This window comes from Pseudoalteromonas apostichopi (genome assembly GCF_030297135.1).
Taxonomy (GTDB): domain Bacteria; phylum Pseudomonadota; class Gammaproteobacteria; order Enterobacterales; family Alteromonadaceae; genus Pseudoalteromonas; species Pseudoalteromonas apostichopi.
This window is the reverse complement of the sequence record NZ_AP028065.1, coordinates 1436222-1462099: the sequence shown is the minus strand read 5'-3', so window position 1 is coordinate 1462099 and position 25878 is coordinate 1436222. Positions and strand designations below refer to the sequence as shown.

Here is a 25878-nt window from a genome sequence, read left to right as displayed (position 1 = left end):
GGGATAAAGATGTATAAAAATTATAAATATTTAGTCTTAATTACGGTTTTCTTCTCTATCTTGGTTGTTGGGCTTGGTGCTTATACACGGCTGAGTGATGCTGGGCTTGGCTGTCCAGACTGGCCTGGTTGCTATGGGTTTTTAACTGTGCCAAAACATGAAACTGCTCTGTTACATGTTGAACAAAACTACCCTGATATGATGTTTGAGGCAGCAAAAGCTTGGAAAGAGATGATCCATCGCTATTTTGCTGGTGCCCTTGGCCTATTAATTTTAGCTTTGTTTGTTTTTGCATGGTTAAAACGCCAATATCCAAATACGCCGGTTAAATTGCCACTGGCACTATTACTACTGGTGATCTTCCAAGCCGCATTGGGCATGTGGACTGTGACTATGAACTTACAGCCTTTGGTTGTAATGGGACATTTACTTGGCGGTTTTAGTATTTTGTCGTTGGTGTTTTTATTGTATCTACGCTTAAAAACGAAACCCGTAGCGAGTAATGATAGCGGTGCAAAGCCATACTATCGTCTAGCGCTTGTGGGTTTGGTGGTACTAATACTGCAAATTGCGTTGGGTGGCTGGCTTGCTGCAAATTATGCCGCTCCGCATTGTAATGGCTTACCGCTTTGTAGCTACGGACAACCGTTTTCTTTGAAGAGCGTTTTTCAACTGCCGCTCGAGCACAGTACCTATGAATATGGTGTGTTATCGCAGCAAGCGCGTATGTCAATTCACTTACTGCATCGTATTTGGGCGTTGGTTACTTGTGTGGTGTTAGCACTGATCATGTGGCGCATATATTCAAGATGTTACTCTCGAAAAATTAAGCACTGCACAGTCACCGTATTAATCGCTTTGCTGTGCCAAATCTGTTTAGGCCTAGCTGTTGTGCATTGGCACTTCCCATTAAGTGTTGCGCTTGCGCACAATCTAATGGCCGCACTACTACTGCTTAGCATGGTAAGACTATGCTTCCATTTGAAAATAAGAACCTAGGAGGCTGTGATGGCAATATTACTAAGCACAGAAAAATCATTATTTAGCCAAAGCTCAGAGTTACTTAAAGATTACTTAGCTATCAGTAAATTTAAAGTAGTTGCCATGCTTGTACTAACTGCTTGGGTTGGTTTGGCATTGGCTCCCGATGTTGGGCGTGGAGTGTTTGTACAGCTTGCAAGTTTGCTTGGTATTGGTTTGTTATCGGCCGCTGCTGCTGTAATCAATCATGTTGTTGATAGTGAAATCGACAGTAAAATGGCACGTACACGTCATCGCCCTGTGGCAAAAGGGCGCCTAAGCAAACAGCATGCTTTGAGCTTTGCGGCGACCATCGGTGTGCTAGGTTTTGTTATGCTTATGGTGTGGGCAAATACATTAACGGCAATCCTTACTTTGTTTGCACTCGTTGGTTATGCATTTATTTATACTTCGTTTTTAAAGCGCGCGACACCTCAAAATATTGTTATTGGGGGGTTAGCTGGTGCGATGCCGCCGCTTTTAGGGTGGGTTTCTGAAACGGGCCATATGGCTGCTGCGCCATGGTTATTAGTGATGATTATATTTACTTGGACTCCACCACACTTTTGGGCATTAGCAATTGCGCGTAAAAGTGACTATGAGCGTGCAAAAATTCCTATGCTGCCTGTTACTCACGGTATTGAATTTTGTAAAACCTGTGTTGTTGGTTATAGCATTTTGCTAGCTTTGGTATGTGTACTGCCTTATCTAATTGGTATGTCAGGGTTAATTTACTTGCTAGGGGCAAGCGCTCTAAATGCGGTCTTCATCTATAAGGCATTAAAACTAAAAATTGCCCCAAAAGATGATACCGCAATGGATTTATTTCGTTTTTCAATTGTGCATTTAATGCTACTCTTTATCGCCTTATTTATTGATAAATGGTTAGTTTTATGACACGAATCGTCGCTTTTTTATGTTTCAGTGCGGTATTATTTGTAACCGGTTGTGGCAAAAATAACACCGCTCCTAAAGTTGAAGCGCTCGTTTACGAGCCAGCAAAGCCGATTAGTCCGTTTTTATTAACTGACCAACATGGTAAACCTGCAGATAATAGCCAATTTATAGGGCATTGGAACTTGGTCTTTTTAGGCTACACTAGCTGTCCTGATATCTGCCCAATGACACTGGCGAAATTAACTGCAGTGCAAAAGCAATTAAGCCAAGGTTACAAAGTGCAAGTATGGTTTGTTGCTGTTGATCCAAAGCGTGATACAACCGAAAAACGCAAAGCTTACATTGATTACTTTAACCCTGAATTTCTTGCTGTATCAGGCCCACACAAACAACTTTTCCCCTTTGTTAGAGAGCTTGGCTTAATTTACGCAATTAACGACAGTGATCAGCAAGAGTATGCCGTTGATCATAGTGCTTCTGTGGTGATGGTTGATGGTGATGGTTCTGTGCGTGCCATTTTTAAGCCTGAATTTAAACAAGGAAGTGTGCCCTTGATTAATGCCACAACTTTGACTGATGAGTTCAAAAAAATAGCAGATTATTACGCAAAGTAAATTTTCTTTGCTTGGTGAGTCAATTTCAGCAAAAGAAAAGCTTCCTTTTTTGACATATATGTCTAAGCTACTAAAAAATTTTACTATTTTTTGATTCAAATTATGGCATTTTTATTTAGTCAGTCTAAGCTTTTGTTATGAATTGTTTAAAGCAGGGAAAGAAGAAGTAATGTTAAAGCTCCCTACAGAATTAGCTATTAGTCAGGTCGAAACGCTCCATCAAGATTTGCTACAAGAGTTGTCAGCAAATGATGATATTTGTCTGGATATCAGTGAAGTGACACGTGCTGACACAGCATCAATTCAGCTTTTATGTGCATTACAGAAGCACTTGCTTTCTGTGCAACACAAAATTATTTGGGTTGGCGAGAGCAAACCTTTGCTACAGGCAATTAATAGTTTGGGCTTAAGTCATTACCTTGTGCTTGAGAATGCCAATTAAGAGGTTTTTATGAAAAGAATTTTAGCAGTAGACGATTCTGCATCTATGCGCCAAATGGTTGGTTTTACGCTTAAAAAAGCTGGCTTTGATGTTACAGAGGCAAAAGATGGCAGTGAAGCATTAAACATCGCAAAGCAACAAGGCTTTGATGCAGTTATTTCTGATGTGAATATGCCGGTAATGGATGGTATTACCCTTATTCGTGAATTACGTAGCTTACCTAATTATAAGTTCACACCTTTACTGATGCTGACCACAGAGTCGGGGCTTGATAAAAAGTCTGAAGGAAAAGCTGCTGGAGCAACTGGTTGGATTGTTAAGCCATTTAATCCTGAGCAATTGTTAGCGGTATTGAAAAAAGTGATTCGCTAATAATAGGAGCGGGGCATGAGTATAGATCTAAGCCAATTTTTTGAAGTATTCTTCGAAGAAAGCTTTGAAGGACTCGATGCTATGGAGGCTGAGTTATTAAACTTAGTACCTGGCGAAGAAGACTTAGAGACAATAAATACAATCTTTCGCGCTGCGCATTCGATAAAAGGAGGCAGTGGAACCTTTGGTTTTAGTGCCGTTGCAGATTTTACTCATGTTCTCGAAACCCTGTTAGATCAAATCCGTGAAGGCTCACGTGATCTTACTGCTGAGCATGTAAATTTACTTTTAAAATCAGTTGATTGTTTACGAGCTTTACTTAGAACTTTGCAAGCTGAGCAGCAGCCAGACCTAACTGAAGCTGATGAACTTCGTATTAAGTTTGAAGAAATTCTCGGCATGCGTGCTGCAAGTAAAGAACCTGCTCAAGCGCAAGAAGCTGTCAGCGAAAACAGTTTTAATACCTATCAAATCGATTTCAAACCACACCATCATTTATTTAAAACCGGTAATGAACCACTGTACATGATCAGTGAATTAGCGGAGTTGGGTGAACTTGAAACACAAGCTTTTCAAGATGATGTGCCTGATATCACTAACCTTGCCCCTGAAGATTGTTTCTTATCGTGGCGCTTTTTCTTAACCACAGACAAAGAGCAAAGCTGTATAGAAGAAATTTTTGAATGGGTTGAGGATGACGCTGATATTACCATCACGCTATGCGGTGGTTTGTTTGGTGATGAAGATATTTCGGCAGCTGAAACTGCTACAGAAGATGCAGCACCAGCGAAAGAGGCTGAGCCTGCAGTAGTTAAACCAACTACTGATACCAAAAAGCCTGCGCCAGTTAAAGCAACTACTGCCAATGCAGAATCAACCTCAATCAGGGTTGGTATTGATAAAGTTGACTCACTCATCAACATGGTGGGTGAATTAGTTATTACCCAAGCGATGTTAAGCCAATTGGGTGAGCAAGAAATCACTGAAGCGACGATTGCTTCTCTACAAGAGGGCTTAGCGCAACTGGCACATAATACTCGTGACTTACAAGAAAACGTCATGCGTATTCGTATGTTGCCAATAAGCTTTGTGTTTAGTCGCTTCCCTCGCTTAGTGCGAGATATCTCGCAAAAGCTTGATAAACAAGTTGAGCTAAAGTTACTTGGTGAGCAAACCGAACTAGATAAAACCGTGATGGAGAAGCTTTCTGATCCTATGGTTCACCTAGTGAGAAACTCCCTAGACCATGGCTTAGAAACTGTTGATAAGCGTGTTGCTGCGGGTAAAAACCCTGTTGGTACTGTCACGCTCAATGCGTTTCATCAAGGTGGCAATATTGTTATCGAAATTATGGATGATGGCCAAGGTCTTAACACCACTAAAATTCGTGAAAAGGCAATTAAAAACGGCCTAATTTCAGAAACTGATGAGTTGTCTGATAACGAAGTAAACGAGCTGATTTTCTTACCAGGGTTTTCTACAGCCGATCAAGTAAGCGACCTATCGGGTCGTGGCGTTGGTATGGATGTAGTAAGGCGCAATATCGAAGCGTTGAGCGGTTCTGTGGAAGTGGCTTCAGCACCGGGCGTAGGTTCGACATTTACAATTCGCCTACCGCTAACATTGGCTATCTTAGATGGGCAGTTAGTACGTATTGCTGAGCATACTTATATTATCCCGCTAATTTCGATTATCGAATCATTGCAAATCGATATCAGTAAGGTAAGTCGGGTTGGTAAAGACTTAGATGTGCTGCGCTTACGTGATGAATATATTCCAATCTTAAGGCTTTACAATATTTTTAACCACCAAGGGGCAATTGAAACGCTTGATAAAACCTTACTGGTTGTTGTTGAAAGCGACAATCAAAAAGTAGGTTTATTAGTTGACGACTTATTATCTCAACAACAAGTCGTAATCAAAAGTTTGGAGGCAAACTATCAAAAAGTTGATGGCGTTTCTGGGGCTACAATCTTAGGCGATGGTCGTGTTTCTTTGATTGTTGATATTAGTGGTTTGATTAAATTATCTGGGCTTAGAAAGCCAGGGAGCCAGGAATTGATTATAGAATCAAAAGCGAATTTGGAGGCGTCATGATTGCACAACACGACGACCTGCATAACAAGCTAACTCTTGAACAAGATCAAGATGTAAAACAATTCCTAACCTTCTTTATGGCCGAAGAAGAGTACGGTGTAGATATTTTAACGGTGCAAGAAATTCGCAGTTGGGAAGAAATTACGGTGATCCCTAACTCACCGGATTTCGTCAAAGGGGTTATTAATCTGCGCGGCACTATAGTGCCAATTATTGATTTAAGGCTTCGTTTTGGTATATCAGCCATAGAGTACGGGCCGTTAACCGTTGTAATCGTTCTAAAAGTACAGCTTGAAAATACATGTAAAATTATGGGCATCGCAGTTGATGCCGTCTCGGATGTCTATAGCATTGCAGAGCATGAAGCGAAGGCAGTGCCACATTTGTCTGACTCAGACAACGCGCAATTTGTTGCGGGTTTAGTCAATGTGGGTGAGAAGATGGTCGCATTACTTGACCTACAAAAAACAATGGACATTTAACTGGGTAGATTAACAAGAAGGTGAAGGGTATGGGATGGTTTAGCAGTCCTAAAAATGTTGAGTCGGAAAATGATTTAGTTATTGCGGCACTGAGAAAGTCGCAAGCGATGATTGAGTTTCAACCATCGGGGCAGATCATTACTGCCAATGCTAATTTCTTAAACACCATGGGGTACCAACTCGAAGAAATTCAAGGGCAACACCACTCTATGTTTGTTGCTGAAGAAGAGTCGCAAAGCCCTGAATATCAACAGTTTTGGCAACGATTACGCAGCGGTGAATTCTTTGTTGATGAATTTAAGCGTGTCGGTAAAAATGGCAAGCAAGTTTGGATTCAAGGCACCTATAACCCGATTATTGATAGCAATGGCAATGTCACTAAAGTCATCAAGCTTGCTACCGATATTACACCACAAAAAGAGCTTGAACGTCAGTCAAAACGTGATGCTGACTTATCAAATGCGCTGCGTGTATGCCAAGCAAATGTGATGATTGCCGATAACGATTTGAAAATTATTTTCGTTAATGAGCAAGTAAAGCAAATGCTGCAAGCTCGTGAGTCAACGTTACAAACTGTGCTACCTAGCTTTTCAGTTGCAAACCTAGTTGGAACCTGCGTTGATGATTTTCATAAACAACCGTCACACCAACGTGAGCTGCTAAAAACATTATCTGAACCATACAAAACTACATTGCGTTTAGCAGGGCTTATTTTTAGCTTGATTGCAACACCTTGGGTGAGCGCATCAGGTAAGCGTTTAGGTACTATTGTTGAGTGGCAAGATATTACTGATAGCGTAAATAAAGCCGAAGCTGAAAAGCGTGCAGCAGAAGAAAACCTGCGAGTACGTCGTGCACTTGACCGTGTGGCAACGAATACCATGATTGCTGATTCTGGCAACAACATTATTTACATGAACGAAGCTGTTCTGAACATGATGAAGATTGCTGAAAGTGATTTAAGAAAAGATTTACCTAATTTCAACAGTAATAATTTGATTGGTCAAAATATTGATGTGTTCCATAAGAACCCAGCACATCAACGCAACATGCTTGCTAAGTTAAGTGATACTTATAGCACTGAAATTCAAGTGGGTGGGCGTACTTTTGGCTTGGTTGCAAACCCTATTTTCACCCCAGAAAACGAACGTATTGGTACGGTAGTGGAGTGGGAAGATAGAACCGCGGAAGTCGCTATTGAAAAAGAAATTGCAGGCCTCGTCGCTGCTGCGGGGAGTGGTGACTTAGAAGCGCGTGTTGAAGAAGCGGGTAAACAAGGTTTCTTCTTACGTCTAGCGCAGGGCTTAAATAGCCTTGTTAGCATTGTTGATGATGCAGTAAAAGACACTGGCAACATGCTGGATGCCATGGCGAACGGTGACTTATCAAAACGTATTGAGCAAGACTACCAAGGTTCGTTCGACAAGCTAAAACGTGATGCAAATGCCACGGCTGATAAGCTTACTGAAGTAATTAATCGCATTAATACCTCAGCAACGCTGGTTGCAAGTGGCGCAGAAGAAATTTCACAAGGTAATGCTGATTTAAGTCAACGTACTGAAGAGCAAGCTTCATCACTTGAAGAAACAGCATCAAGCATGGAAGAGATGACCAGTACGGTTCGTCAAAATGCTGATAATGCAAAAGAAGTAAATGAACTTGCTGAAGAAACACGCACTAAGGCACAAAAAGGTGGTGAAGTGGTAAATCGCGCTGTCACCAGTATGTCAGCAATTAATGAATCAAGTAAGAAGATTGCAGACATTATCAGTGTAATTGATGAAATTGCCTTCCAAACAAACCTACTAGCGTTGAATGCGGCTGTTGAAGCTGCGCGAGCAGGTGAACAAGGCCGTGGTTTCGCGGTTGTTGCTGGTGAGGTGCGTAACTTAGCGCAACGTTCAGCAGCTGCAGCAAAAGAAATCAAAGAATTGATCCGAGACAGTGTTGGAAAAGTTGAAGATGGTACATTACTAGTTAATGAATCAGGTTCAACATTACAAGAAATTGTTACAGCGGTGCAAAGAGTTACAGCGATGATTTCTGATATTGCCCAAGCATCTGAAGAGCAAAGCTCTGGTATTGAGCAGGTTAATAAAGCTATTGCCCAAATGGACGAAATGACTCAGCAAAATGCTGCCTTGGTTGAAGAAGCATCTGCCGCTGGAGAATCAATGGCAGAGCAAGCGAATGATATGCGCCGCTTATTAAACTTCTTCTCGTTATCAAATAATGAGATGGATATAACCAGCCGTGCAAGTTCAGCGCCTGCCGCTAAACAGCCAAGCTCACCAGTACGCTCGGCGCCAAAAGGCAATAACTTTGTTGACCCTAGTGATGAGTGGGAAGAGTTTTAAAACTCTTCCCAACAAAATTCTAACTAGTTAATTGCATCTAATGTTACAGCTGCAGGGTCAAACACATGAAAGAGTTTTTATTAACGGATAGTGATTTTAAAGCTATTTCGTCACAAGTGTACGATGCTTGCGGCATTGTCTTAGCGGAGCATAAACGCGAGATGGTTTACTCGCGTTTAGCAAGACGTATTCGCCAACATAAGCTTAAGAACTTTAAAGAATACTTAGATTTTCTCGAAGAGCACAAAGAGCAAGAGTTCAGTGAGTTTATTAATGCAATAACGACTAACCTGACTTCTTTCTTTCGTGAACCCCATCATTTTAGTTATCTAAAAAATACCATAGTACCAAAACTACTGGTAAGTAATGCTAAGCAAAAACGTGTAAGGGTGTGGTCTGCAGGCTGCTCAACCGGCGAAGAGCCTTACACTATTGCTATGACCTTAAGCAGTTTATTTCCATCTGACTGGGATGTGAAAATCCTAGCCACTGACTTAGATTCAAATGTGCTCGCTAAAGCGCAGGCTGGTACGTACACAGCAGCGAATGTGAATGGTTTAGACAAAAGCCAACTTAAACGCTGGTTTTTAAAAAGCCATGATGAACAGTTATATAAAGTAAAACCCGAACTACAAAAAAATATTTTTTTTAAACGTCTAAACTTATTACAGAGCTGGCCTATGAAAGGGCCGTTTGATGTTATTTTTTGTCGCAATGTTGTTATTTATTTTGATAAGCCGACCAAAGATACCCTATTTAAACGTTATTATGATTTGTTGACCGATTCCGGTCACTTATTCTTAGGGCATTCCGAAACACTGGGTAAGGACCACAAAGAGTTTAAGAATTTAGGCCAAACGATCTATCAAAAAGGTGGTCTATGAGTAGTCATTTTAAACCTGTATTGCCTGGTTTTGAACACGTTAAGCGGTTTTGGGATGGTAAGCGCCACAAAGTCGTTGCTAAGGTATTGCCTGGCGAGTTTTATGTTTCAAAATCAGATGAACTGATCACAACCGTGCTAGGTTCTTGTATTGCAGCCTGTATTTACGATGAAGGTTTAGGCATTGGTGGCATGAACCATTTTATGCTACCAGCAGAAAAAGGCGTTGATCCTAGCAACGCACACAGCCTTAACTGCCGCTATGGCAACTGGGCTATGGAATACTTGATCAATGAAATCCTAAAAAATGGTGCTTCTAGACGCAATCTCAAAGTTAAACTATTTGGTGGTGGAAAAATTATTCGTTCAATGACAGATATTGGTGTTGGCAATATTCGTTTTGCAAATGCCTATGTACTTGAAGAAGGTTTAGATTTAGTATCCCATGATGTTGGCGGGCCTTGGCCACGTAAGGTGATGTTTGATCCACAAACAGGCAAGGCACAGGTTAAAAAGATGCGTGAATTGCACTCTGATCAACTCGAGAAACGTGAAATTAAATACTTACACGATATTGAGCAACAAGATGCAGAAACGGATATTGAATTATTTTAGGAGAGCATATGATCAAAGTACTCATAGTTGATGATTCTGCTTTGATCCGTGGTTTACTCAAGGAAGTACTCGAGCAAGCGCAAGACATTCAAGTCGTTGGTGCGGCAGAAGACCCTTATCAAGCCCGAGATTTAATTAAGCGCCTTAATCCAGATGTCTTAACCCTTGATATCGAGATGCCAAAAATGGATGGATTAAGCTTTTTAAAAAACTTGATGCGTCTTCGTCCTATGCCGGTTGTTATGATTTCAACGCTTACTCAAAAAGGCTCCCCAATCACTTTGGAAGCCCTCGAAATTGGTGCAGTTGATTTTATTGCCAAGCCAACTATTAATGTCACTGAAAATTTGCAACGTTATGCGCATTTACTACATCAAAAAGTGCGAACAGCAGCTGGTGCTAGAGTGCGTGCCTTTAAAGAGTCAAAAGTTGAAGACGATAGCTCTTTAGCAACACTTGAGTTTAAAGCTAATAGCGTGCTTGCAATAGGTGCTTCAACAGGTGGCACAGAAGCGATTAAAGAAGTGCTAGTACGCATGCCAGAAAACTGCCCACCTATTGTTATAACACAGCATATTCCTCCTGTATTTAGTACTTCATTTGCGATGCGCATGGATAGAACCTGTAAAATCAACGTTAAAGAAGCTGAACATGGTGATAAGCTACAAACTGGCTGGGCATATATTGCACCAGGCGATCAGCATTTGAGTGTTGTAAAAAAAGCAGGCGGCTTGTTTTGTCAGCTTGACTCGAGTGAGTTGGTTAATCGACATCGTCCCTCTGTTGATGTGCTATTTAACTCTTTGGAGGTAGCCTGTCCGAAAGCGACAGTGGCTGCGTTACTAACCGGTATGGGCAGTGATGGCGCAAGAGGTTTATTGGCCCTAAATCAAGCAGGGGCTTACACAATAGCTCAGGATGAATTATCGTCTGTGGTATGGGGGATGCCAAAAGCCGCAGTGGAGCTCAATGCGGCTAATGAAGTGGTTCGTCTTGATAAGGTAACGGCACAAATGCTAAAACAAGCTGTTAAGGTAAAATAACCCAAGGTTGTGAGAACCAGTAGTAGTTTCCTTTTTTCGCGATAGATGGGGCCGTACAGTTAAAGCGAGAGCGGCCTTTTTTCAGTTTTTCAGGTGAGGTGATCTTCACCGTATCTTTACTAAGCCACGTTAAATCGGCTTGACCAATTCCAGAGACATAACAAGCAAACTGACTTTTATGAAAGTCTTGCATATCAAATTGCATACTTAAACTTGGCGGGTTTTCATGCGTTACGCTATCTGAGTAGGTGAGCTGTTTGATAGTGAATGCTTGCGAGTCTAGTTTAGTGGCAAGCGTATCAAGTTTTGAATAAAAGCCCGACGCCGGAAAGCGTGGTAATCGGGTAAAGTCAGAATGGATACCTACAGCACCCGAATGTTGACCTATACCAACAAAGCCTAGAGATTTAACTAACTGTTGTAATGAATTGTTAAACTCGCCATAAGGGTAAGCAAGATATTTGTAATCATGACCAATTTCTTCTTTAATGCGTTGCTGAGCAGATAGAATATCTTTTTTAGTGCGAGCTAACCACGCCTCTTCACTCTCGCCTGGCTGTTTGCGATGTAAGTAATTATGGACTTGTGTGTGATTGCTGATTATGGCGCCTTTATTAGATAGCTCTTTTAACTGTTGCCATGTCATAACATAGCTTTTGCCTTCATCAATCAACTCGGGATTAACGAAAATAGTATATGGATAGCCAAATTTTTCTAAGATTGGTGCCGCTTCTTCATAGTTATTTTTATAGCCATCATCGAAGGTAATCGCGACGGTTTTATCTGTCAGAGGCTGGCCGGCTTGTAATGCGGTGATGAGTTCATCTAATGGAATAACTTTAAAGTTATTATCTTGCAAATATTGCATGTGTTCTGTGAATGTATCGCTGCTGACACTGGTTACCGCAGGAAGGGTTTCACTGACGTGGTGATACTGTAGAATGACAGCGCCATGGGCACGCAAAGATAAACCTAACAGGACTGCAAATACTAAATGAAACATTTTCTTAAACGTCATAAGGCACACCATAAAAGTTTACTGTTATTAGCCGGTCCGATGATTTTATCAAATATTACCGTGCCAATGTTAGGTTTAGTTGATACCGCTGTAATCGGTCACTTAGGAAGCGCTCACTATTTGGCTGGTATAGCACTCGGTTCAGCAGTTATCTCGTTATTATTTTGGCTAGCAGGTTTTTTACGGATGAGCACCACAGGGTTGGTTGCACAGGCCTATGGTAAAAGCGATCACACCTTACTCGCTGAGCTATTAAAGCGCAGCTTGTTACTAGCAACAGCGGTTGCGCTGTTATTAATAGCGCTGAGTATACCTATTCAATCCTTAATGGCATATTTATCAAATGCCAATGACGCTGTTTTAGAACAAGCAAATAGCTATTTTTCAATTCGTATTTTTAGTGCGCCTGCTGCTTTGTGTAATTTGGTTTTACTTGGTTGGATGTTAGGGGTGCATTATGGCCGCGGGCCATTTTATTTATTACTTATCACCAATATTACTAATATCGTGCTTGATATTTATTTTGTGGTGTTTCTTGATTGGGGTGTGGCTGGAGCTGCGTGGGCATCTTTAATTGCTGATTATACTGCCCTTGTTTTTGCACTTATGTTAGTTGCACAACTTGCCAAAAAGCAGGGTGTTAACCTTGCCGTGAAAGCATGGTTAAGTGTTGCTAAGTTACTTGATTTAGTGAATTTAAATCGTGATATATTTATTCGTTCACTGGCGCTACAACTGTGTTTTAGCTTTATGACTTTTTATGGCGCACGTATCGGTGAAACAACTTTAGCGGCCAATGCTGTATTGCTGAACTTTTTAATGTTGGTGAGCTTTGCACTTGATGGTATTGCTTATGCAAGTGAAGCTAAGGTCGGAAAAGCTAAAGGAGAACAAAGCACTAAGCAGATTAAGCTATGGGTTAATTTGAGCCTGTTTTGGGGCGGGTTATTTGCCGTGTTTTATAGTCTTATATTTTTATTTTTTGGCAAGGCAATAATTCGTTTACTTACCGATGTGCCAGAGGTTATCAGCCTCGCGACTGTTTACCTTCCCTGGGTCATTATTTTACCTATTGCGGCGATGGGTTGCTTCTTATTTGATGGCGTATTTGTGGGTTTAACACGTGCCAAAGACATGCGAAATACAATGCTATTTAGTGCTTTGGTGGGCTTCTTTGGACTGTTTTGGCTGGTAAGTAGCTGGCAGAACCATGGTTTGTGGTTTGCTATGACGAGCTTTATGTTGATGCGAGGGTTAACTCTGTGGATTCGCTACCGTAAAATTATCAATAATCAGCAATTATTAGATTAAATCACTTCCATAGATCCGGGTCGTGATCTTTCGGTGAAGATCGTTCTAAGACTTGTGCAAAGCGGTTGGCAAAAATACCTAAGTAGCCCCAGGCTGCAAAGAATATCGCCACAGCTAAAATGATCAGACCAATTAATTGAAATAGTGCGGGCCCATAATAACCTATAGCAATAAAAATCACGGCCAGCACAAATAGTGCTAGGCCGCGAAGAAAGCGTTTTAAGCTTAACTTGGGGTCGCTACCCAAGCGAAATACCCATTTTTTAAGCATGCTTTAAATACCAGTTAGTAGTAAGAGTGTTCACCAGATTGGTGATCAGTAATGTCTCTTACACCATTGATTTCGTCAAACTTGGCGATCATTTCTTTTTCGATGCCTTCTTTAAGTGTGACATCAATCATCGAACAGCCGTTACAGCCACCGCCAAATTGCAGTACTGCGATTCCGTCAGCAGTAATTTCTACTAGGCTAACTTGACCGCCGTGATTAGCGAGCTGTGGATTAACTTCAGTTTCAAGCATGTGTTGAACACGCTCTTGCAGTGACGCATCATCGCTAAGTTTACGTGCTTTTGCATTTGGCGCTTTAAGTGTTAACTGAGTTCCCATTTTGTCAGTTACAAAATCGATTTCAGCTTCTTCTAAGAAAGGGGCGCTTTCTGCATCAACAACGGCATCAAAGCCATTGAATGGTAGACGAATATCAGTCGCTTCAACGGCGTCTTCTGGGCAGTAAGAAACACCACACTCAGCCTGCGAAGTACCTGGGTTTACTACAAACACGCGAATGTTCGTTTGTTCAGCTTGGTCTGCTAAAAGTTTAGCAAAATGAGATTGTGCAGATTCAGAAATAGAGATCATAAAACGGACTATACTTGACTAAATTACTCGGATACTGAGTATCATACTCCGCTCATCGTATTGTCGCCAGTGTTGAGCGTAAAAAGTTGCATCTATTTTATCGAATGGTAGCGTTAAAACATCAAATAATTACGGGTGCTATCTATGCGTTTTATAATAACAATATTAACCATGCTAGTGAGCGTCAGCGCATTAGCAAAACCTCTTTCTTATTACTTTGAAGAAGATGTGAAATTTGACCCAACTATTCCTACCCCAGAGCAGGTGCTAGGTTACGAAGTGGGTGAGTGGCATGTACGTCACGATCAGCTTGTGCAATATATGCAAATTCTTGCTGAAAAAAGTAATCGAATGAACTTCAAAGTAATCGGTCGCACACATGAACAGCGTCCGCTTGTGATGCTAACCATCACAGCACCAGAAAAGCTGGGTCAGGTAGAGCAAATCCGCAAGGCTCACTTAGCTCGCTTAAATGGTGGAACGAGTGACTCAAGCAAACAACCTGCGGTTGTATGGATGGGTTACAGTGTTCATGGGAATGAGTCATCAGGTAGTAATGCATCGCTACTCGTTGCTTACTACCTTGCCGCTGCACAAGGCCCAGAAATAGATGCCTTACTAAACAACACGGTTATTTTACTAGACCCATCATTGAACCCAGATGGTTTAGCACGTTTTGCAAATTGGGCGAATAGTAACCGTGGTATGCAGTTATCATCAGATCCACAAACTCGCGAGCACATTGAAAGTTGGCCGAGTAGCCGTACTAACCACTATTTATTTGACTTAAATCGTGACTGGTTGTTACTACAGCACCCTGAATCACGTGCACGCATTGCGCAGTTTCATCAATGGAAGCCCAATATCCTAACTGACTTCCATGAGATGGGCCCAAACAGCACATACTTTTTCCAGCCTGGGATCCCAACTCGTAAGCACCCAATCACTCCTGAAGAAAATGTCACGCTAACTAAAGCAATTGCAAACTATCATGCAAAGACACTTGATGAGCATAATGCTCTTTATTTCACTGAAGAAAGCTTTGATGACTTTTACTATGGTAAAGGCTCAACTTACCCAGATGTAAATGGCGGTGTAGGTATTTTATTTGAACAAGCGAGCTCACGTGGTCACTTACAAGAAACCATCAACGGCCCATTAAGCTTCCCGTTTACGATTAAAAATCAGTTATTAACGAGCCTATCGACGTTCCAAGCCGCGCTTGATAACCGTACAGACTTACTTGATTATCAAGCCAAATTTTACAACAAAGCTGTTGACCTTGCTGGTGATGAAGACTTTAAAGGGTATGTGGTGAAAGGCGGCGCTGATCAAAGTCGCATGAAGTACTTCCTTGATTTATTAAAACAACATCAAATCAATGCGTACATGTTAGAAGAGCCGCTAAAAGTGAACGGTCAAAGCTTTTCTGAGCAGAGCTATTATGTGCCTTTAGCACAGCCGCAATTTCGTTTAATTAAAGCGATTTTTAGTGAGCAACAGCGTTTTGTCGATAATACATTTTATGATGTATCTGGCTGGACACTTGCTCATGCCTTTAATTTAGAATTTGCAAAGGTAAGCAGTAATTGGGGCTTAAAGGTTGCCAAAATGCCTTGGCAGCAAAGTGTTAAATCAAGCTTTGCCGCTTTACCACAAAGCTATGCTTATGCATTCAAATGGGATGATTACCTAGCGCCAAAAATGCTTAATAGTTTACTCGAACAAGGTGTGAAAGCACGGGTGGCATTAAGCCCACTTACAGCAAAAACGCCTTCAGGTGAAATAGCTTTTGAGCCAGGTAGTATTCTTGTTCCTGCAGGTCTGCAAACTGATAGCAACTGGGTTAGCTATTTAAACCAAGCGCAGAATGAGTTTGGCATTGAAATAACACCAATTAGCTCAGGCTTAACGGTTAAAGGTGCTGATTTAGGTTCTCGTGCAATGGCGGTTGTGAAAGCGCCTAAAGTATTACTAGTGGGAGGTCAGGGAACCAGCCAGTATGAACTTGGTGAAGTATGGTATTACTTAGATCGTTTCGTTGGCACAGCGCCAAGCATTATCGAAATGGAGCGCTTAAATCGCATCGACCTTGAAAACTACAGTCATATTATTCTAGCGCACGGAAATTTCAATCGTCTTGATGATGCGACTAAAGTGGCTATTAAATCGTGGGTTCGTAAAGGCGGTGTTATTTGGGGACATAAAGGCGGTGCTAAATTCTTAGCTGATCAGCAACTACTAAAGGCTAATTACTTATCTCGTCGTGATGTAGCCAGTGCATTTGATACAACAGGGCTTACCTATGCCGATAAAGATGACTTAGCTGGTCGTCAGCGTATTGCGGGTGCTATTTTTAATACTTCAGTGGATTTATCTCACCCACTTACGTATTCGCTGAATCGCAATACATTACCTGTGTTTAAGAATAGTACTTGGCTACTTGAGAAATCAGACGCACCTTTTGTGAACGTGCTTACTTACACAGATAAACCGCTTTTAGCTGGCTTTACTGATGACGTAAACGTAGAACAAGTAGCTGGTGCGGCAGGCTTAATTGCGCACTCTTATGGTAAAGGGAGTGTGATAGGCATGACCGATAACCCAGTGTTCCGTGGTTATTGGTATGGTACCAGCCGATTACTGAGCAATGCATTATTCTTTGGTAATGCCTTTCATGCCTCAGGTGATAAATAATCACAATTAATCTTAGCGCAGGTTGTCTAATCCAGTTAAGCAAGTGAGCATAGCCCACACTTGCTTAGCCCCTGCATTTTTTATGGCTTCTGTCGCAGCATTTATGGTTGCGCCAGAGGTCATCACATCATCAATAATTGCCACGGTTTTTCCTGTTAAATCTTGCTGACAAACAAACGCATTTTGTAGATTTTTAACTCTTTTCGTTTTACTTAACTGTGATTGCGCTTTGGTTGCTTTTTGCTTGTAAAGAGCTGAGCTAACAGTACATTGCTGCTTTTTTAAAACAGGCAGCCAAGTTTGGCTTACCTGATTAAAACCGCGTGCTAAAAAGCGCTGATTATGCAGTGGTAGCACAATAAAAAGATCGGGCCAATTTATATTAACCTGACGAGCTAATTGCAGCTGCCTCTCTATTACTTGTTGTAGTGCCACACGAAAATACTGCTGATCGTTAAATTTCAATTGCTTGAGCCAAAGTTTCAAAGGCGCTTGATACCAAGCACAGGCAATTAAATGATCAAAATTACTATCAGGAAATGCATCACATATATCTGGTCGGTGTAACAAATTTGGATGGCGTGTAAGGTCAAATAAATTAAGGTCATCTAAACAATACTGACACAAAGCTTGATCAGCCTGTATGTGATTTTGGCAGCTAATGCAAAAGTTGGGGAATAGTGCGTCTAGCCCTAGTTTTAAGGCATGAGGTAAGTGAGACATTGCATTCATTCCTTTAAACGCTATTATGAGCGCTAAGTGTGGTTGGGAAATACAAATTATGCAAAATGAGATGGTGCTATTACATGGCTGGGGAATGAACCAAGGGGTTTGGCAAGTGATCAAACCTGAGCTTGAGTTTTTTCATGATGGTGAAGTCCGTTGTCTCGATTTACCTGGCTTTGGTAACGCACAGTCTATTCCCACACCTTACACTTTGCACGCTGCAGCTGAGCAACTAAGTACACAGCTAAATGAAAAGTCTATTCTTGTTGGCTGGTCTTTAGGTGGTCTTTTTGCTTTGTATATTGCTGCACATTGGCCAGACAAGGTAGCAAAGGTTGTGTTGGTTTCTTCAACGCCATTTTTTGCGCAAACCGACGAATGGCCGGGTATCAAGCCTGAAGTATTAAACGCCTTTAAAGATCAGCTGGTTAGCCACAGAGAAAAAACGATAGAACGGTTTTTGGCGATACAAGCGATGGGCAGTGAATCAGCTAGGGACGATATTAAGCAGCTAAAAGCACTTTTAAACCAGTATCCAGCGCCACAAGAGCAGGCTTTAAGTGCTGGCTTAGACATTTTACAGCAGGATGATTTGCGTGAGCTATTCGCTAACCTTAGCGTACCTGTGCGTGGTATTTTCGGCCGTTTAGATTCATTAGTACCTTATCGTGCGATTGAAAAAATGCATGCTTTACAGCCTCAGTTTGAATATGAGGTTTTAGATAAAGCCTCACATGCGCCATTTATTTCTCATAAAGCAGCATTTATATCAGCACTGAAATCAATGTGTTAAGCAAAACTCGCTGAGAGGCCAGAAAAATAGCGGGATTTAGCTTTATTTTGCTCGTTTTATGAGCGATACTTAACAAGTAGATCTCACTGTTGGAGGGTGTTATGCCAATCAGTTCTGTTTTTAATAATGCGGTAGAAGGTTATAACCGTGCTAGTCAAGGTATCGAAAAGGCGAGCGCAGAGATTAGCCGTGCCTCAATTGATCAGCAAGATGATGCCCAATTAGCTCAACAACGCCAATTACAAGCGGCAACTCCAAATGAAGCTGTAACTCCGCCAGTTTCACAACCTGCCCCAATCGATGAGTCGCTTGTTAATTTAAAAGTTGAAGAGTTTAATGCAAAAGCCAATATCAACACGATTCAGACTGCTGATGAAGTGCTCGGTACATTAATAGATATTAAAGTTTAGTACTTATGAATATCGTCACTCCGTTTCCTTCGATTAATATCAACACAGCGAATGTGCACACCGAAAGTGCTCGCCGTGATAATCAGTTACGTGAAGTGATCCCGCCTCCTGCTGCTACCAAGCCGAGTAACGCAGAAAATAAAACCCTGAATGATGGCGACAAAACCAAGCAGCCAGGTTCTGAAGCTGGTACGTATGATGCTAAAGGTCGTCTAGCTGAAGACAAAGTGATTGAAGAACGTCAGCAAGGTGGTGAGCAGGGTGAGCCTGAACAATCAGAGCAAGAACAGCAAGAAGCTAAACAAGAGCAGCAAAAAGAGCAAAAGGTTGCAGAGCAAGAGCAACAAGACACTGAGCAAATTAAAGAGCTAAAAGCCCGCGATACCGAAGTGCGTATTCATGAACAAGCGCATGCAACCGTAGGGGGGCAATATGCTGGCTCACCAAGTTATGAGTATCAACGCGGCCCTGATGGTACAAACTATGCCGTGGGCGGCGAGGTGCAAATTGACGTTGCTGAAATCAAAGGCGACCCAAAAGCTACAATTGAAAAAATGCAAACGGTGCGTGCAGCTGCGCTTGCACCTCAAGAGCCTTCAAGTGCTGATCGCTCAATTGCTGCCGATGCCACACAAAAGCTTATGGCAGCGCAAGCTGAGCTTGCCAGTCAATCAGTTGATGACGATGCTGACTCAGGCAAATCGACCTTCAAAATAAACAGTGAGTATGCCGAAGATAGCGCTACTCAAACCAGCGAAACTAAAACAGCCAAGCGTGATGTAGAAGTAGACGAGCGTGCCGCACGTATTGCTAATTTTTATCAAGCGGCTACCTCGCCCACGAACCAAAACCAGTTCTCTGCCTTTATTTAACTAATATCAATTAACAGTATCAGTTAATCACTTTGTGATTAAAACTTGTCGCTAACGAAGTTTAAATACTACATAACTACTCACTTAATTTATTAATGACTCTAACAGTTTCTTACATTTAGACTACAAAAACGAATATTGTTTCCATTGCGGGTCCTTGCTCGCTTTGGTAGATTGTCCACGATTTATAATTAGGATGATTTAACAAATGAAATACACTCTTCTTGCTTGCGCATTATCACTTGCTTCTACCGCTGTCATGGCAGAAAACACCTCACTTCTAAGCTATGACTTTGTTGAAGCCGGATATAAAAAGACAGAAATTGATGACTTCGATGAGCTATCTCCTAAAGGTTATGGCTTTAATTTCAGTAAGCAGTTTGCTGAGAATTGGTATGTTACAGGTCATTATTCAATTTTAAATGATGATGTGACTGCAACGAATGAATTCAATGGCTCAGGTGTTTACGATAGCAATGATAATTATTTAGGTGATACTGTCATAGCTTATACTTTCGATTATGATGTTGACATGACCCGATACGAAATTGGTTTAGGTTATATTTATTCGCTATCCGATCGCACTAAAGTTGATTTTTCAGCAAAGATTGGCCAGTTAAAGATAGAAACTGACCTTAATTTTAAAGAAGTTGTCTCATACCAAGATCAAGTTTTTAATAGCTTTTCAGAGAATCACTCAAATTCAGAAACCGCAGATATTTTGTCTGCTAACGCGCAAATCAGACATCTATTAACTGATTCATTTGAGATCAACGCTGGCGTTGGCTACGAGCGTTTGCACGACGAAGAGAGCGAAAATAATGCTGTATTTCATGTGGGGGCAAACTATGCCTTTACACCAGCTTGGCTGATAAGCGCAAGCTATCGTGATGCAAATGATTACTCAGACCTTGCACTTTCGGTTCGTTATAACTTCTAATTTTTTAGCTGCTAGGGATGCCTTTCCCTAGCTGTTTTCACTACTCACTTTGTTTCTGTAATCGTATTTTGTACAAAACGCTACATTTTGTATAAACATCCTTCAATGCGTTTGTTATTAACACTCTCATGTTTATTTGTTGTTAACCTTGTATCATAACTGTGTACAGTTTGGTTTGACCATGCAGACCCCTCTCTGTATATGTTTGCCTGCTAAATAATTTAGTGTGTCAGCTCAAGTAACTTATGAGCTGTTTAGAATTAAATCAGTGGGAATCATATGCAACCTTGCAATAAGAAAATCACACACTTGAAGAAAAGCTCAGTAGCCGTACTAACAGCCTTGTATGTCGGCGCTACAGGTTATGCTGCGGCAGAGCCTGGCTTTAACAAAGTGTCAGATAAAGGCTTTTATCAGCCAACATTTACAGCTGAAGATATCGCGAATTATCAACAAGAAAAAAAAATCGAAGATCATCCAAGCTTACTCAAAGGGAGTGCTCAACGCTTAAACCAGCACTATCAAAGTCAGCAGCCGGAACATGTTTTTCAACCTCAAGATGGGGTGACAGGAATTCAAACATACATTGTGCAAATGCATGATGAGCCTGTGGCAAGTTATCAAGGTGATATTCAAGGTTTCAGCGCTACAGCTATTACTGAATCTCGCTCTTTAATGGTTAGAGAGCGTATTGATACAGCGTCGCAAAGTGTACGTGCGTATCAAGGTTTTTTAAAGCAACGTCAAACAGCAGTATTAAGTAAGGCGCGTGCAATAGGTGCCAATATTGCGATTAAAAAGCAATTTACTCTTGCAAATAACGCGGTAGTGGTCGAAATGACACAAGCTGATGCAGAGCTACTTGCGACACAATCAGGCGTAAAGCGTATTACTCCTAACCGTATTTTTGAATTACGCACAGACCGTGGTCCTGAGTTTATTGGTGCTGATCAATTATGGCAGGGTGCAACACCGGCTTCATCGGTGGGTGTTAAAGGTGAAGGTATGGTTGTGGGTATTATTGATACAGGTATCAATACAGACCATCCAGCATTTGCAAGCGACGAAGAATATAGTAAGAAAAACCCATTAGGTGCAGGTAATTTTGTTGGCGACTGTGAGGAAGAGCCTGAGCTATGTAATGACAAGCTAATTGGTGTTCGCTCGTATCCAGAAGTCACAGCAATGAATGCTGATTATCAATTTGCACGTGCAGATCGCCGCCCTGAAAATGGTGAAGACTATAATGGTCATGGCTCTCACACAGCAAGCACTACGGCGGGTAATTACATCGAAAACACACCGCTTCAAGCTGCAACAGGTGAGAAAGTAAGTGATGGTGAAAACTTACCATTTACGTTTGAAAGTACCAGTGGTGTGGCTCCTCGTGCACACATAATCTCATACCAAGTATGTTATGCAGGCCGTTCTGGCGATCCTTACTCAGGTTGTCCTGAGTCAGCTATTTTATCTGCATTTGAAGATGCGATTGAAGATGGTGTAGATGCAATTAACTTCTCAATTGGTGGTAGTGAAAGCTTCCCGTGGGAAGACCCAATGGAAATGGCTTTCTTAAGCGCACGTGAAGCGGGCATTTCAGTGGCAGCGGCAGCGGGTAACTCAGGTCCTTATTATATTTCAGCGGACCACACATCACCTTGGGTAACTACTGTGGGTGCATCAACTCATGACCGCGTGATGGATTTAGGTGTTAAAACTATTAATAACTTCCAAGGTGCTCGCACTCCTTATGCTGGCGAGTACACTGGTAAAAGCTTCTCTGGAGGTATTACAGGTGAAGTTGTGCTTGCGGAAAAGTACGATGACCCTAACGTAAATGATAATTACAATGCAGCAAGTTGTAATGCACCTTTCCCTACAGGAACATTTACTGCTGATCAAATTGTCGTTTGTTTACGTGGTGACATTGCTCGTGTAGACAAAGCGAAGAATGTTGCAGCTGGAGGAGCTGGAGGCTTCATCTTATTAAACACGAGCTCGGCTGAGAGCATTGTTGCTGATAATTATGTGATCCCGGGCATTCACTTACCATCTAGCGCCCGTTTCACAATTCGTAATTGGGTCAATGCCAACCCTGATGGCGCTGCGATTGCAACGATTGGCGAACCAGAAAATAACTATGCATTTGATGAGGAAGCGGGTAATCAACTTGCAGTCTTTAGTTCTATGGGGCCAAGTTATTACATCAATAACCTAGTTCCAGACGTGACAGCTCCAGGTGTTGATATTTATGCAGCGAATGCTGATGACCAACCATTTACAGCTTACCCAAGTGCATCAGATTGGACATTCATGAGTGGCACTTCAATGGCTACGCCACATGTTACTGGTGCAATGACGTTATTGATGCAAATGCACCCTGACTGGACGCCTGCAGAAATTCAATCAGCACTAATGATGACGGCTAATAAAGTACGCATTTCTAATGGTGTTACTCTAGTTGACCCATACTATAACTTTATGGCTGGTGGTGGTGCGATTGATGTAGCACAAGCTGCCAATGCTGGTCTTATTATGGATGAGACTATCGAGAACTACCATAATGCGAACCCTCGTAATGGTGGTTTAGTAGAATGGCTTAACCTTCCTTCATTAGTTAATCAAGACTGTGAATTAGAATGTTCATGGATGCGTACCGTTAAGGCAACAAAAGATGGTACTTGGGATGCAACGGCTTATGGCTGGGCTGTTGAAGGCGAAGAAGAAAGTTTTGGTGTAGAAGTTAGCGTAACACCAAGTAATTTCACACTTAAAGCAGGTGAAACACAAGATGTGATGGTCACCATGAAGTTGCCAAATATCATCGAGTCTAAGCTTGATCCTGTTGAAGAGGGTGCACCTTGGGACAATATCTTAAATAAAGATGCTTGGTTCAACGGTAAAGTGTTATTCAAGAACATTGATGGCGACTTACCTGACGCTCACTTCACTCTGGTTGCGAAAAACGTCATTGATGAGTTACCAACCATGGTTGATATCGATATGGCACGCGCAAGTGCATCAGAATCAATCGTTGTTAATACCGATAGCTACAGTGAATTTACGCCGACTTATTATGGCCTTGTAAAACCAACAGAAGTTACTGCGAACCTCTTGGGTGTTGCACCTTATGTAACTAAAGATCGTGTTGAGAAAGCGTGGGATATTCAAGCATTTGAAGTACCAGAAGGTACAAAGCGCTTAATGGTTAAAGTGGCTTCTACTGAACAAACTACAGATCTTGCAGATATTGTTGAACCACGTTGGCAGATTAAAAAAGCACACTTGATAGTGGGTTATGATGCTAATGAAAGCGGCTCATTCATGGTTTCTGATGAAGAGATTGCGGAAGATTCTTCTGCATTAATCAAAGCACTCAATGAAGAGATGATTTGTTATTCTTCAAGCAGCGTTGAAGATAACTACTGTAATATTATCGATCCTAAGCCTGGTAAATACTGGTTTGCGACCGCTGCACTTGCGGGTTTACGTGATGTAGGCTATCAAACAGTGACGCACTACGCCATTGTTAAAGAGCAAAATACCGGTGAGTTCAGTGTTTCAGCGCCTCAGCAACACAGTGGTAATGGTAACTATGAAATTGCCGTAAATTGGGATTTACCAGATGCGCAGCCGAATGATGTTTATTATGGTGGCTTTGCATTAGGCAATGCCGAGGGTGCTGAAGGCACGCTTGGTTTCACATCGGTTAATTTAAAGCGTGATGCAGAAGCACTTACCTTAAATGTCGACCAAAACACAGCTCGCGCTATGGATCTAGTTAACGTTAATGTAAAACTTAAAGCTAACTATGAATCTAAAGCGCGTGACTATTCACTGTCATTAACGATTCCTGATGGTATGCAAGTTTGGCCTGAAACGTTAACTTCAAACAATGAAGCAGTTGAAGCTTCGTTAGTTGTAGAAGGTAACACGTTAACTATTCAAGGTACTCAAGACGCAACACGCAACGTACAACGTGATTATGTGGTAACTAACAATATCACGAATGAGATGTGTAAAACGCCAATGATTGATGAATTTTCAACAGGGGGATACATCGATTTATGGGGTGATTTCCGCATTCAACCGGAAGCTGCTTGGTACGAAGGTGGCTCTAACGTTTATTTTGATGTTCCAATCGATTGGTTATTCTATAAAGAAGGCGCTAAGTTTGAAGTTTACAATCAAGTAAATAATAACGAAGTGCGTTTACATCCAACAGGTGCAATGCAATTCACACCTATCTGGTGGATGATGAGTGCGCATCGTGGTCCTGGTTTCTTAGTTGAAGCATTGGCACCTTTCTGGCGTGGTTCATTTGAAATCGAAAACCTTCGCCATCCAACTGATCCAACAGGTTTAACGATTGCTACGCAATATAAAGAAGAGCGTCCTGACTTAGGTGATCTCGTATTCATGGAATTCGATAATGTGACTGATAAAAATACCGGTGACACGTTCGACTATGAAGTGATTTTACGTAGTGGTATTGATGACCACGAAGGGATGTTCGAAGCTATATTTGCCTACGATAATCTAGGCGCAGGTGTTGACGAAGGGACCATCTTTATTGAAGGTGGCGACAGTGTTTATTCTACAACTGCTGGCTTTAAAGACGGTGCATTAAGCAATGTGGTTGGTTATGACGACCTTGGTAAGATCTTACAAGATGACTTAGTGATCTGTTTTGATTATGTTGGTCCAGAGCAAAGTGAAGTTGAGTTTAACTTTACTGCAACGGTTATGCCTGATGCAAAAGGTACTATGCAAGATATCACTCTTGATTACCAACTAGGTAACCAAGATGGTGGTTCATTAATGCATTCTATCGGTGTACAAAGTAACCTGAAAATGAGTGATATTGCTGATATGACGGTAGCCGAAAATGACCGTATCGATGGTATTGATGTGATGGTTGTTGACGCAGATCAGTCGCCAAATGAGCTTGTGGTAACGGGTGAGAATGTAACGGCTGAAGTTGACGGAATGTCGTTTAACTTAATCCCAGATGCACATTTCCATGGTGAAACTGTTGTAACAGTTACAGTACAAGACAAAGCAAATCCAGCTGACAAAGTAAGCAAAGAGTTCTTACTTATGGTTGAATCTGATGGTGTAGAACTTGGTTGTACTGATGCAGCAGCGACTAACTATGATGCAACAGCGAATGAAGATGATGGTAGCTGTGAATATGCTTCACAAGTAACACCAGAAACTGAAGCGGAAACAAAGAGCTCTTCAAGCGGCTCAATGGGTCACTTCATTGTGTTACTACTGCCATTACTTGCACTTCGTCGTCGTAAGTAATAGTGATAAAGGCTCAGTTTATAGAGCCTTTAATATCAACGAACTTAATTCAGTGAGTTGGTATAAAAATAAAAACCGCGTAAGTTTAAACTCACGCGGTTTTTTATTATCGATTGAT

General features: G+C 41.6%; 22 protein-coding genes. 18 read left to right on the top strand and 4 right to left on the bottom strand.

Annotated features, from left to right (window positions below):
- The first annotated feature begins 9 nt into the window (after positions 1-9).
- The 11 genes from QUE86_RS06505 (at position 10) to QUE86_RS06455 (ending at position 10822) form a co-directional block, all read left to right on the top strand.
- A complete protein-coding gene (locus QUE86_RS06505; protein ID WP_130050322.1) occupies positions 10-999 on the top strand; it encodes a COX15/CtaA family protein in 990 nt (329 codons plus the stop codon).
- Between the two features lie 9 nt (positions 1000-1008).
- Positions 1009-1917, top strand: a complete 909-nt coding sequence (cyoE, locus tag QUE86_RS06500) for a heme o synthase (protein ID WP_130050323.1) — start codon at positions 1009-1011, stop codon at positions 1915-1917.
- A complete protein-coding gene (locus QUE86_RS06495; RefSeq protein ID WP_286260024.1) occupies positions 1914-2531 on the top strand; it encodes an SCO family protein in 618 nt (205 codons plus the stop codon). The genes cyoE and QUE86_RS06495 overlap by 4 nt, the downstream gene beginning before the upstream one ends.
- A gap of 169 nt (positions 2532-2700) precedes the next feature.
- Positions 2701-2973 (top strand): STAS domain-containing protein, encoded by a 273-nt coding sequence (locus QUE86_RS06490; protein WP_130050325.1) that lies wholly within the window; start codon positions 2701-2703, stop codon positions 2971-2973.
- A gap of 9 nt (positions 2974-2982) precedes the next feature.
- Complete coding sequence (locus QUE86_RS06485; RefSeq protein ID WP_054562870.1) at positions 2983-3345, top strand: response regulator; 363 nt, start codon at positions 2983-2985, stop codon at positions 3343-3345.
- A 15-nt stretch (positions 3346-3360) separates the two neighbouring features.
- On the top strand, positions 3361-5442 hold the full coding sequence (locus tag QUE86_RS06480; protein WP_286260015.1) for a chemotaxis protein CheA: 2082 nt from the start codon (positions 3361-3363) through the stop codon (positions 5440-5442).
- On the top strand, positions 5439-5924 hold the full coding sequence (locus QUE86_RS06475; RefSeq protein WP_130050327.1) for a chemotaxis protein CheW: 486 nt from the start codon (positions 5439-5441) through the stop codon (positions 5922-5924). Before QUE86_RS06480 ends, QUE86_RS06475 begins: the two co-directional genes overlap by 4 nt.
- Before the next feature lie 29 nt (positions 5925-5953).
- A complete protein-coding gene (locus QUE86_RS06470; protein ID WP_130050328.1) occupies positions 5954-8281 on the top strand; it encodes a methyl-accepting chemotaxis protein in 2328 nt (775 codons plus the stop codon).
- A 65-nt stretch (positions 8282-8346) separates the two neighbouring features.
- Positions 8347-9165, top strand: coding sequence for a CheR family methyltransferase (locus QUE86_RS06465; protein ID WP_130050329.1), 819 nt, complete (start codon positions 8347-8349; stop codon positions 9163-9165).
- Positions 9162-9779: a chemoreceptor glutamine deamidase CheD gene (gene cheD, locus QUE86_RS06460; protein WP_130050330.1), complete on the top strand. Its 618-nt coding sequence runs from the start codon at positions 9162-9164 to the stop codon at positions 9777-9779. Before QUE86_RS06465 ends, cheD begins: the two co-directional genes overlap by 4 nt.
- An 8-nt stretch (positions 9780-9787) precedes the next feature.
- A complete protein-coding gene (locus tag QUE86_RS06455) occupies positions 9788-10822 on the top strand; it encodes a protein-glutamate methylesterase/protein-glutamine glutaminase (protein ID WP_167658427.1) in 1035 nt (344 codons plus the stop codon).
- On the opposite strand, the gene QUE86_RS06450 is transcribed toward QUE86_RS06455, so the two are convergent.
- A complete protein-coding gene (locus tag QUE86_RS06450; RefSeq protein ID WP_233786765.1) occupies positions 10809-11840 on the bottom strand; it encodes a polysaccharide deacetylase family protein in 1032 nt (343 codons plus the stop codon). The two genes, QUE86_RS06455 and QUE86_RS06450, sit on opposite strands and share 14 nt — an antisense overlap.
- Here QUE86_RS06450 and dinF point away from each other — a divergent pair.
- Entirely contained in the window at positions 11817-13151 is a 1335-nt protein-coding gene (gene dinF, locus QUE86_RS06445; RefSeq protein ID WP_130050332.1) for an MATE family efflux transporter DinF, read from the top strand. The genes QUE86_RS06450 and dinF overlap by 24 nt on opposite strands.
- A 1-nt stretch (position 13152) precedes the next feature.
- Here the strand turns inward: dinF and QUE86_RS06440 are convergent, their stop codons facing one another.
- Both QUE86_RS06440 and nfuA read right to left on the bottom strand, forming a co-directional pair.
- Entirely contained in the window at positions 13153-13422 is a 270-nt protein-coding gene (locus tag QUE86_RS06440; RefSeq protein WP_167658426.1) for a hypothetical protein, read from the bottom strand.
- 14 nt (positions 13423-13436) lie between these two features.
- Complete coding sequence (gene nfuA, locus QUE86_RS06435) at positions 13437-14012, bottom strand: Fe-S biogenesis protein NfuA (RefSeq protein ID WP_054554437.1); 576 nt, start codon at positions 14010-14012, stop codon at positions 13437-13439.
- A gap of 144 nt (positions 14013-14156) precedes the next feature.
- Between nfuA and QUE86_RS06430 the strand changes: the two genes are divergently transcribed.
- A complete protein-coding gene (locus tag QUE86_RS06430) occupies positions 14157-16709 on the top strand; it encodes a M14 metallopeptidase family protein (RefSeq protein ID WP_286260004.1) in 2553 nt (850 codons plus the stop codon).
- A gap of 12 nt (positions 16710-16721) precedes the next feature.
- On the opposite strand, the gene QUE86_RS06425 is transcribed toward QUE86_RS06430, so the two are convergent.
- Entirely contained in the window at positions 16722-17432 is a 711-nt protein-coding gene (locus QUE86_RS06425) for a ComF family protein (protein ID WP_286260002.1), read from the bottom strand.
- A 58-nt stretch (positions 17433-17490) separates the two neighbouring features.
- Here QUE86_RS06425 and bioH point away from each other — a divergent pair, with 58 nt between their 5' ends.
- The 5 genes from bioH to QUE86_RS06400 all read left to right on the top strand — a co-directional run bounded on the left by bioH (position 17491) and on the right by QUE86_RS06400 (position 25760).
- Positions 17491-18228, top strand: a complete 738-nt coding sequence (gene bioH / locus QUE86_RS06420; protein WP_286259997.1) for a pimeloyl-ACP methyl ester esterase BioH — start codon at positions 17491-17493, stop codon at positions 18226-18228.
- A 101-nt stretch (positions 18229-18329) separates the two neighbouring features.
- On the top strand, positions 18330-18638 hold the full coding sequence (locus QUE86_RS06415) for a hypothetical protein (RefSeq protein ID WP_054554434.1): 309 nt from the start codon (positions 18330-18332) through the stop codon (positions 18636-18638).
- A gap of 5 nt (positions 18639-18643) precedes the next feature.
- Positions 18644-19510 carry a putative metalloprotease CJM1_0395 family protein gene (locus QUE86_RS06410; protein WP_055020524.1) on the top strand — a complete coding sequence of 289 codons (867 nt, stop codon included), beginning with the start codon at positions 18644-18646 and terminating at the stop codon, positions 19508-19510.
- A 208-nt stretch (positions 19511-19718) separates the two neighbouring features.
- On the top strand, positions 19719-20450 hold the full coding sequence (locus QUE86_RS06405; protein ID WP_054562858.1) for an outer membrane beta-barrel protein: 732 nt from the start codon (positions 19719-19721) through the stop codon (positions 20448-20450).
- A 279-nt stretch (positions 20451-20729) separates the two neighbouring features.
- On the top strand, positions 20730-25760 hold the full coding sequence (locus QUE86_RS06400; protein WP_286259991.1) for a S8 family serine peptidase: 5031 nt from the start codon (positions 20730-20732) through the stop codon (positions 25758-25760).
- Positions 25761-25878 lie beyond the last annotated feature (118 nt).

Excerpts from the sequence above, each read along its gene's own strand:
- QUE86_RS06415 (WP_054554434.1), top strand. The coding sequence starts at position 18,330 with ATGCCAATCAGTTCTGTTTTTAATAATGCGGTAGAAGGTTATAACCGT.
- dinF (WP_130050332.1), top strand. The coding sequence starts at position 11,817 with ATGAAACATTTTCTTAAACGTCATAAGGCACACCATAAAAGTTTACTG.
- QUE86_RS06490 (WP_130050325.1), top strand. The coding sequence starts at position 2,701 with ATGTTAAAGCTCCCTACAGAATTAGCTATTAGTCAGGTCGAAACGCTC.
- QUE86_RS06400 (WP_286259991.1), top strand. The coding sequence starts at position 20,730 with ATGCAACCTTGCAATAAGAAAATCACACACTTGAAGAAAAGCTCAGTA.
- QUE86_RS06440 (WP_167658426.1), bottom strand. The coding sequence starts at position 13,422 with ATGCTTAAAAAATGGGTATTTCGCTTGGGTAGCGACCCCAAGTTAAGC.
- QUE86_RS06495 (WP_286260024.1), top strand. The coding sequence starts at position 1,914 with ATGACACGAATCGTCGCTTTTTTATGTTTCAGTGCGGTATTATTTGTA.
- nfuA (WP_054554437.1), bottom strand. The coding sequence starts at position 14,012 with ATGATCTCTATTTCTGAATCTGCACAATCTCATTTTGCTAAACTTTTA.
- bioH (WP_286259997.1), top strand. The coding sequence starts at position 17,491 with ATGCAAAATGAGATGGTGCTATTACATGGCTGGGGAATGAACCAAGGG.
- cyoE (WP_130050323.1), top strand. The coding sequence starts at position 1,009 with ATGGCAATATTACTAAGCACAGAAAAATCATTATTTAGCCAAAGCTCA.
- QUE86_RS06470 (WP_130050328.1), top strand. The coding sequence starts at position 5,954 with ATGGGATGGTTTAGCAGTCCTAAAAATGTTGAGTCGGAAAATGATTTA.
- QUE86_RS06405 (WP_054562858.1), top strand. The coding sequence starts at position 19,719 with ATGAAATACACTCTTCTTGCTTGCGCATTATCACTTGCTTCTACCGCT.
- QUE86_RS06430 (WP_286260004.1), top strand. The coding sequence starts at position 14,157 with ATGCGTTTTATAATAACAATATTAACCATGCTAGTGAGCGTCAGCGCA.
- QUE86_RS06450 (WP_233786765.1), bottom strand. The coding sequence starts at position 11,840 with ATGACGTTTAAGAAAATGTTTCATTTAGTATTTGCAGTCCTGTTAGGT.
- QUE86_RS06425 (WP_286260002.1), bottom strand. The coding sequence starts at position 17,432 with ATGTCTCACTTACCTCATGCCTTAAAACTAGGGCTAGACGCACTATTC.
- QUE86_RS06505 (WP_130050322.1), top strand. The coding sequence starts at position 10 with ATGTATAAAAATTATAAATATTTAGTCTTAATTACGGTTTTCTTCTCT.
- QUE86_RS06480 (WP_286260015.1), top strand. The coding sequence starts at position 3,361 with ATGAGTATAGATCTAAGCCAATTTTTTGAAGTATTCTTCGAAGAAAGC.
- QUE86_RS06475 (WP_130050327.1), top strand. The coding sequence starts at position 5,439 with ATGATTGCACAACACGACGACCTGCATAACAAGCTAACTCTTGAACAA.
- QUE86_RS06485 (WP_054562870.1), top strand. The coding sequence starts at position 2,983 with ATGAAAAGAATTTTAGCAGTAGACGATTCTGCATCTATGCGCCAAATG.
- QUE86_RS06410 (WP_055020524.1), top strand. The coding sequence starts at position 18,644 with ATGAATATCGTCACTCCGTTTCCTTCGATTAATATCAACACAGCGAAT.
- cheD (WP_130050330.1), top strand. The coding sequence starts at position 9,162 with ATGAGTAGTCATTTTAAACCTGTATTGCCTGGTTTTGAACACGTTAAG.
- QUE86_RS06465 (WP_130050329.1), top strand. The coding sequence starts at position 8,347 with ATGAAAGAGTTTTTATTAACGGATAGTGATTTTAAAGCTATTTCGTCA.
- QUE86_RS06455 (WP_167658427.1), top strand. The coding sequence starts at position 9,788 with ATGATCAAAGTACTCATAGTTGATGATTCTGCTTTGATCCGTGGTTTA.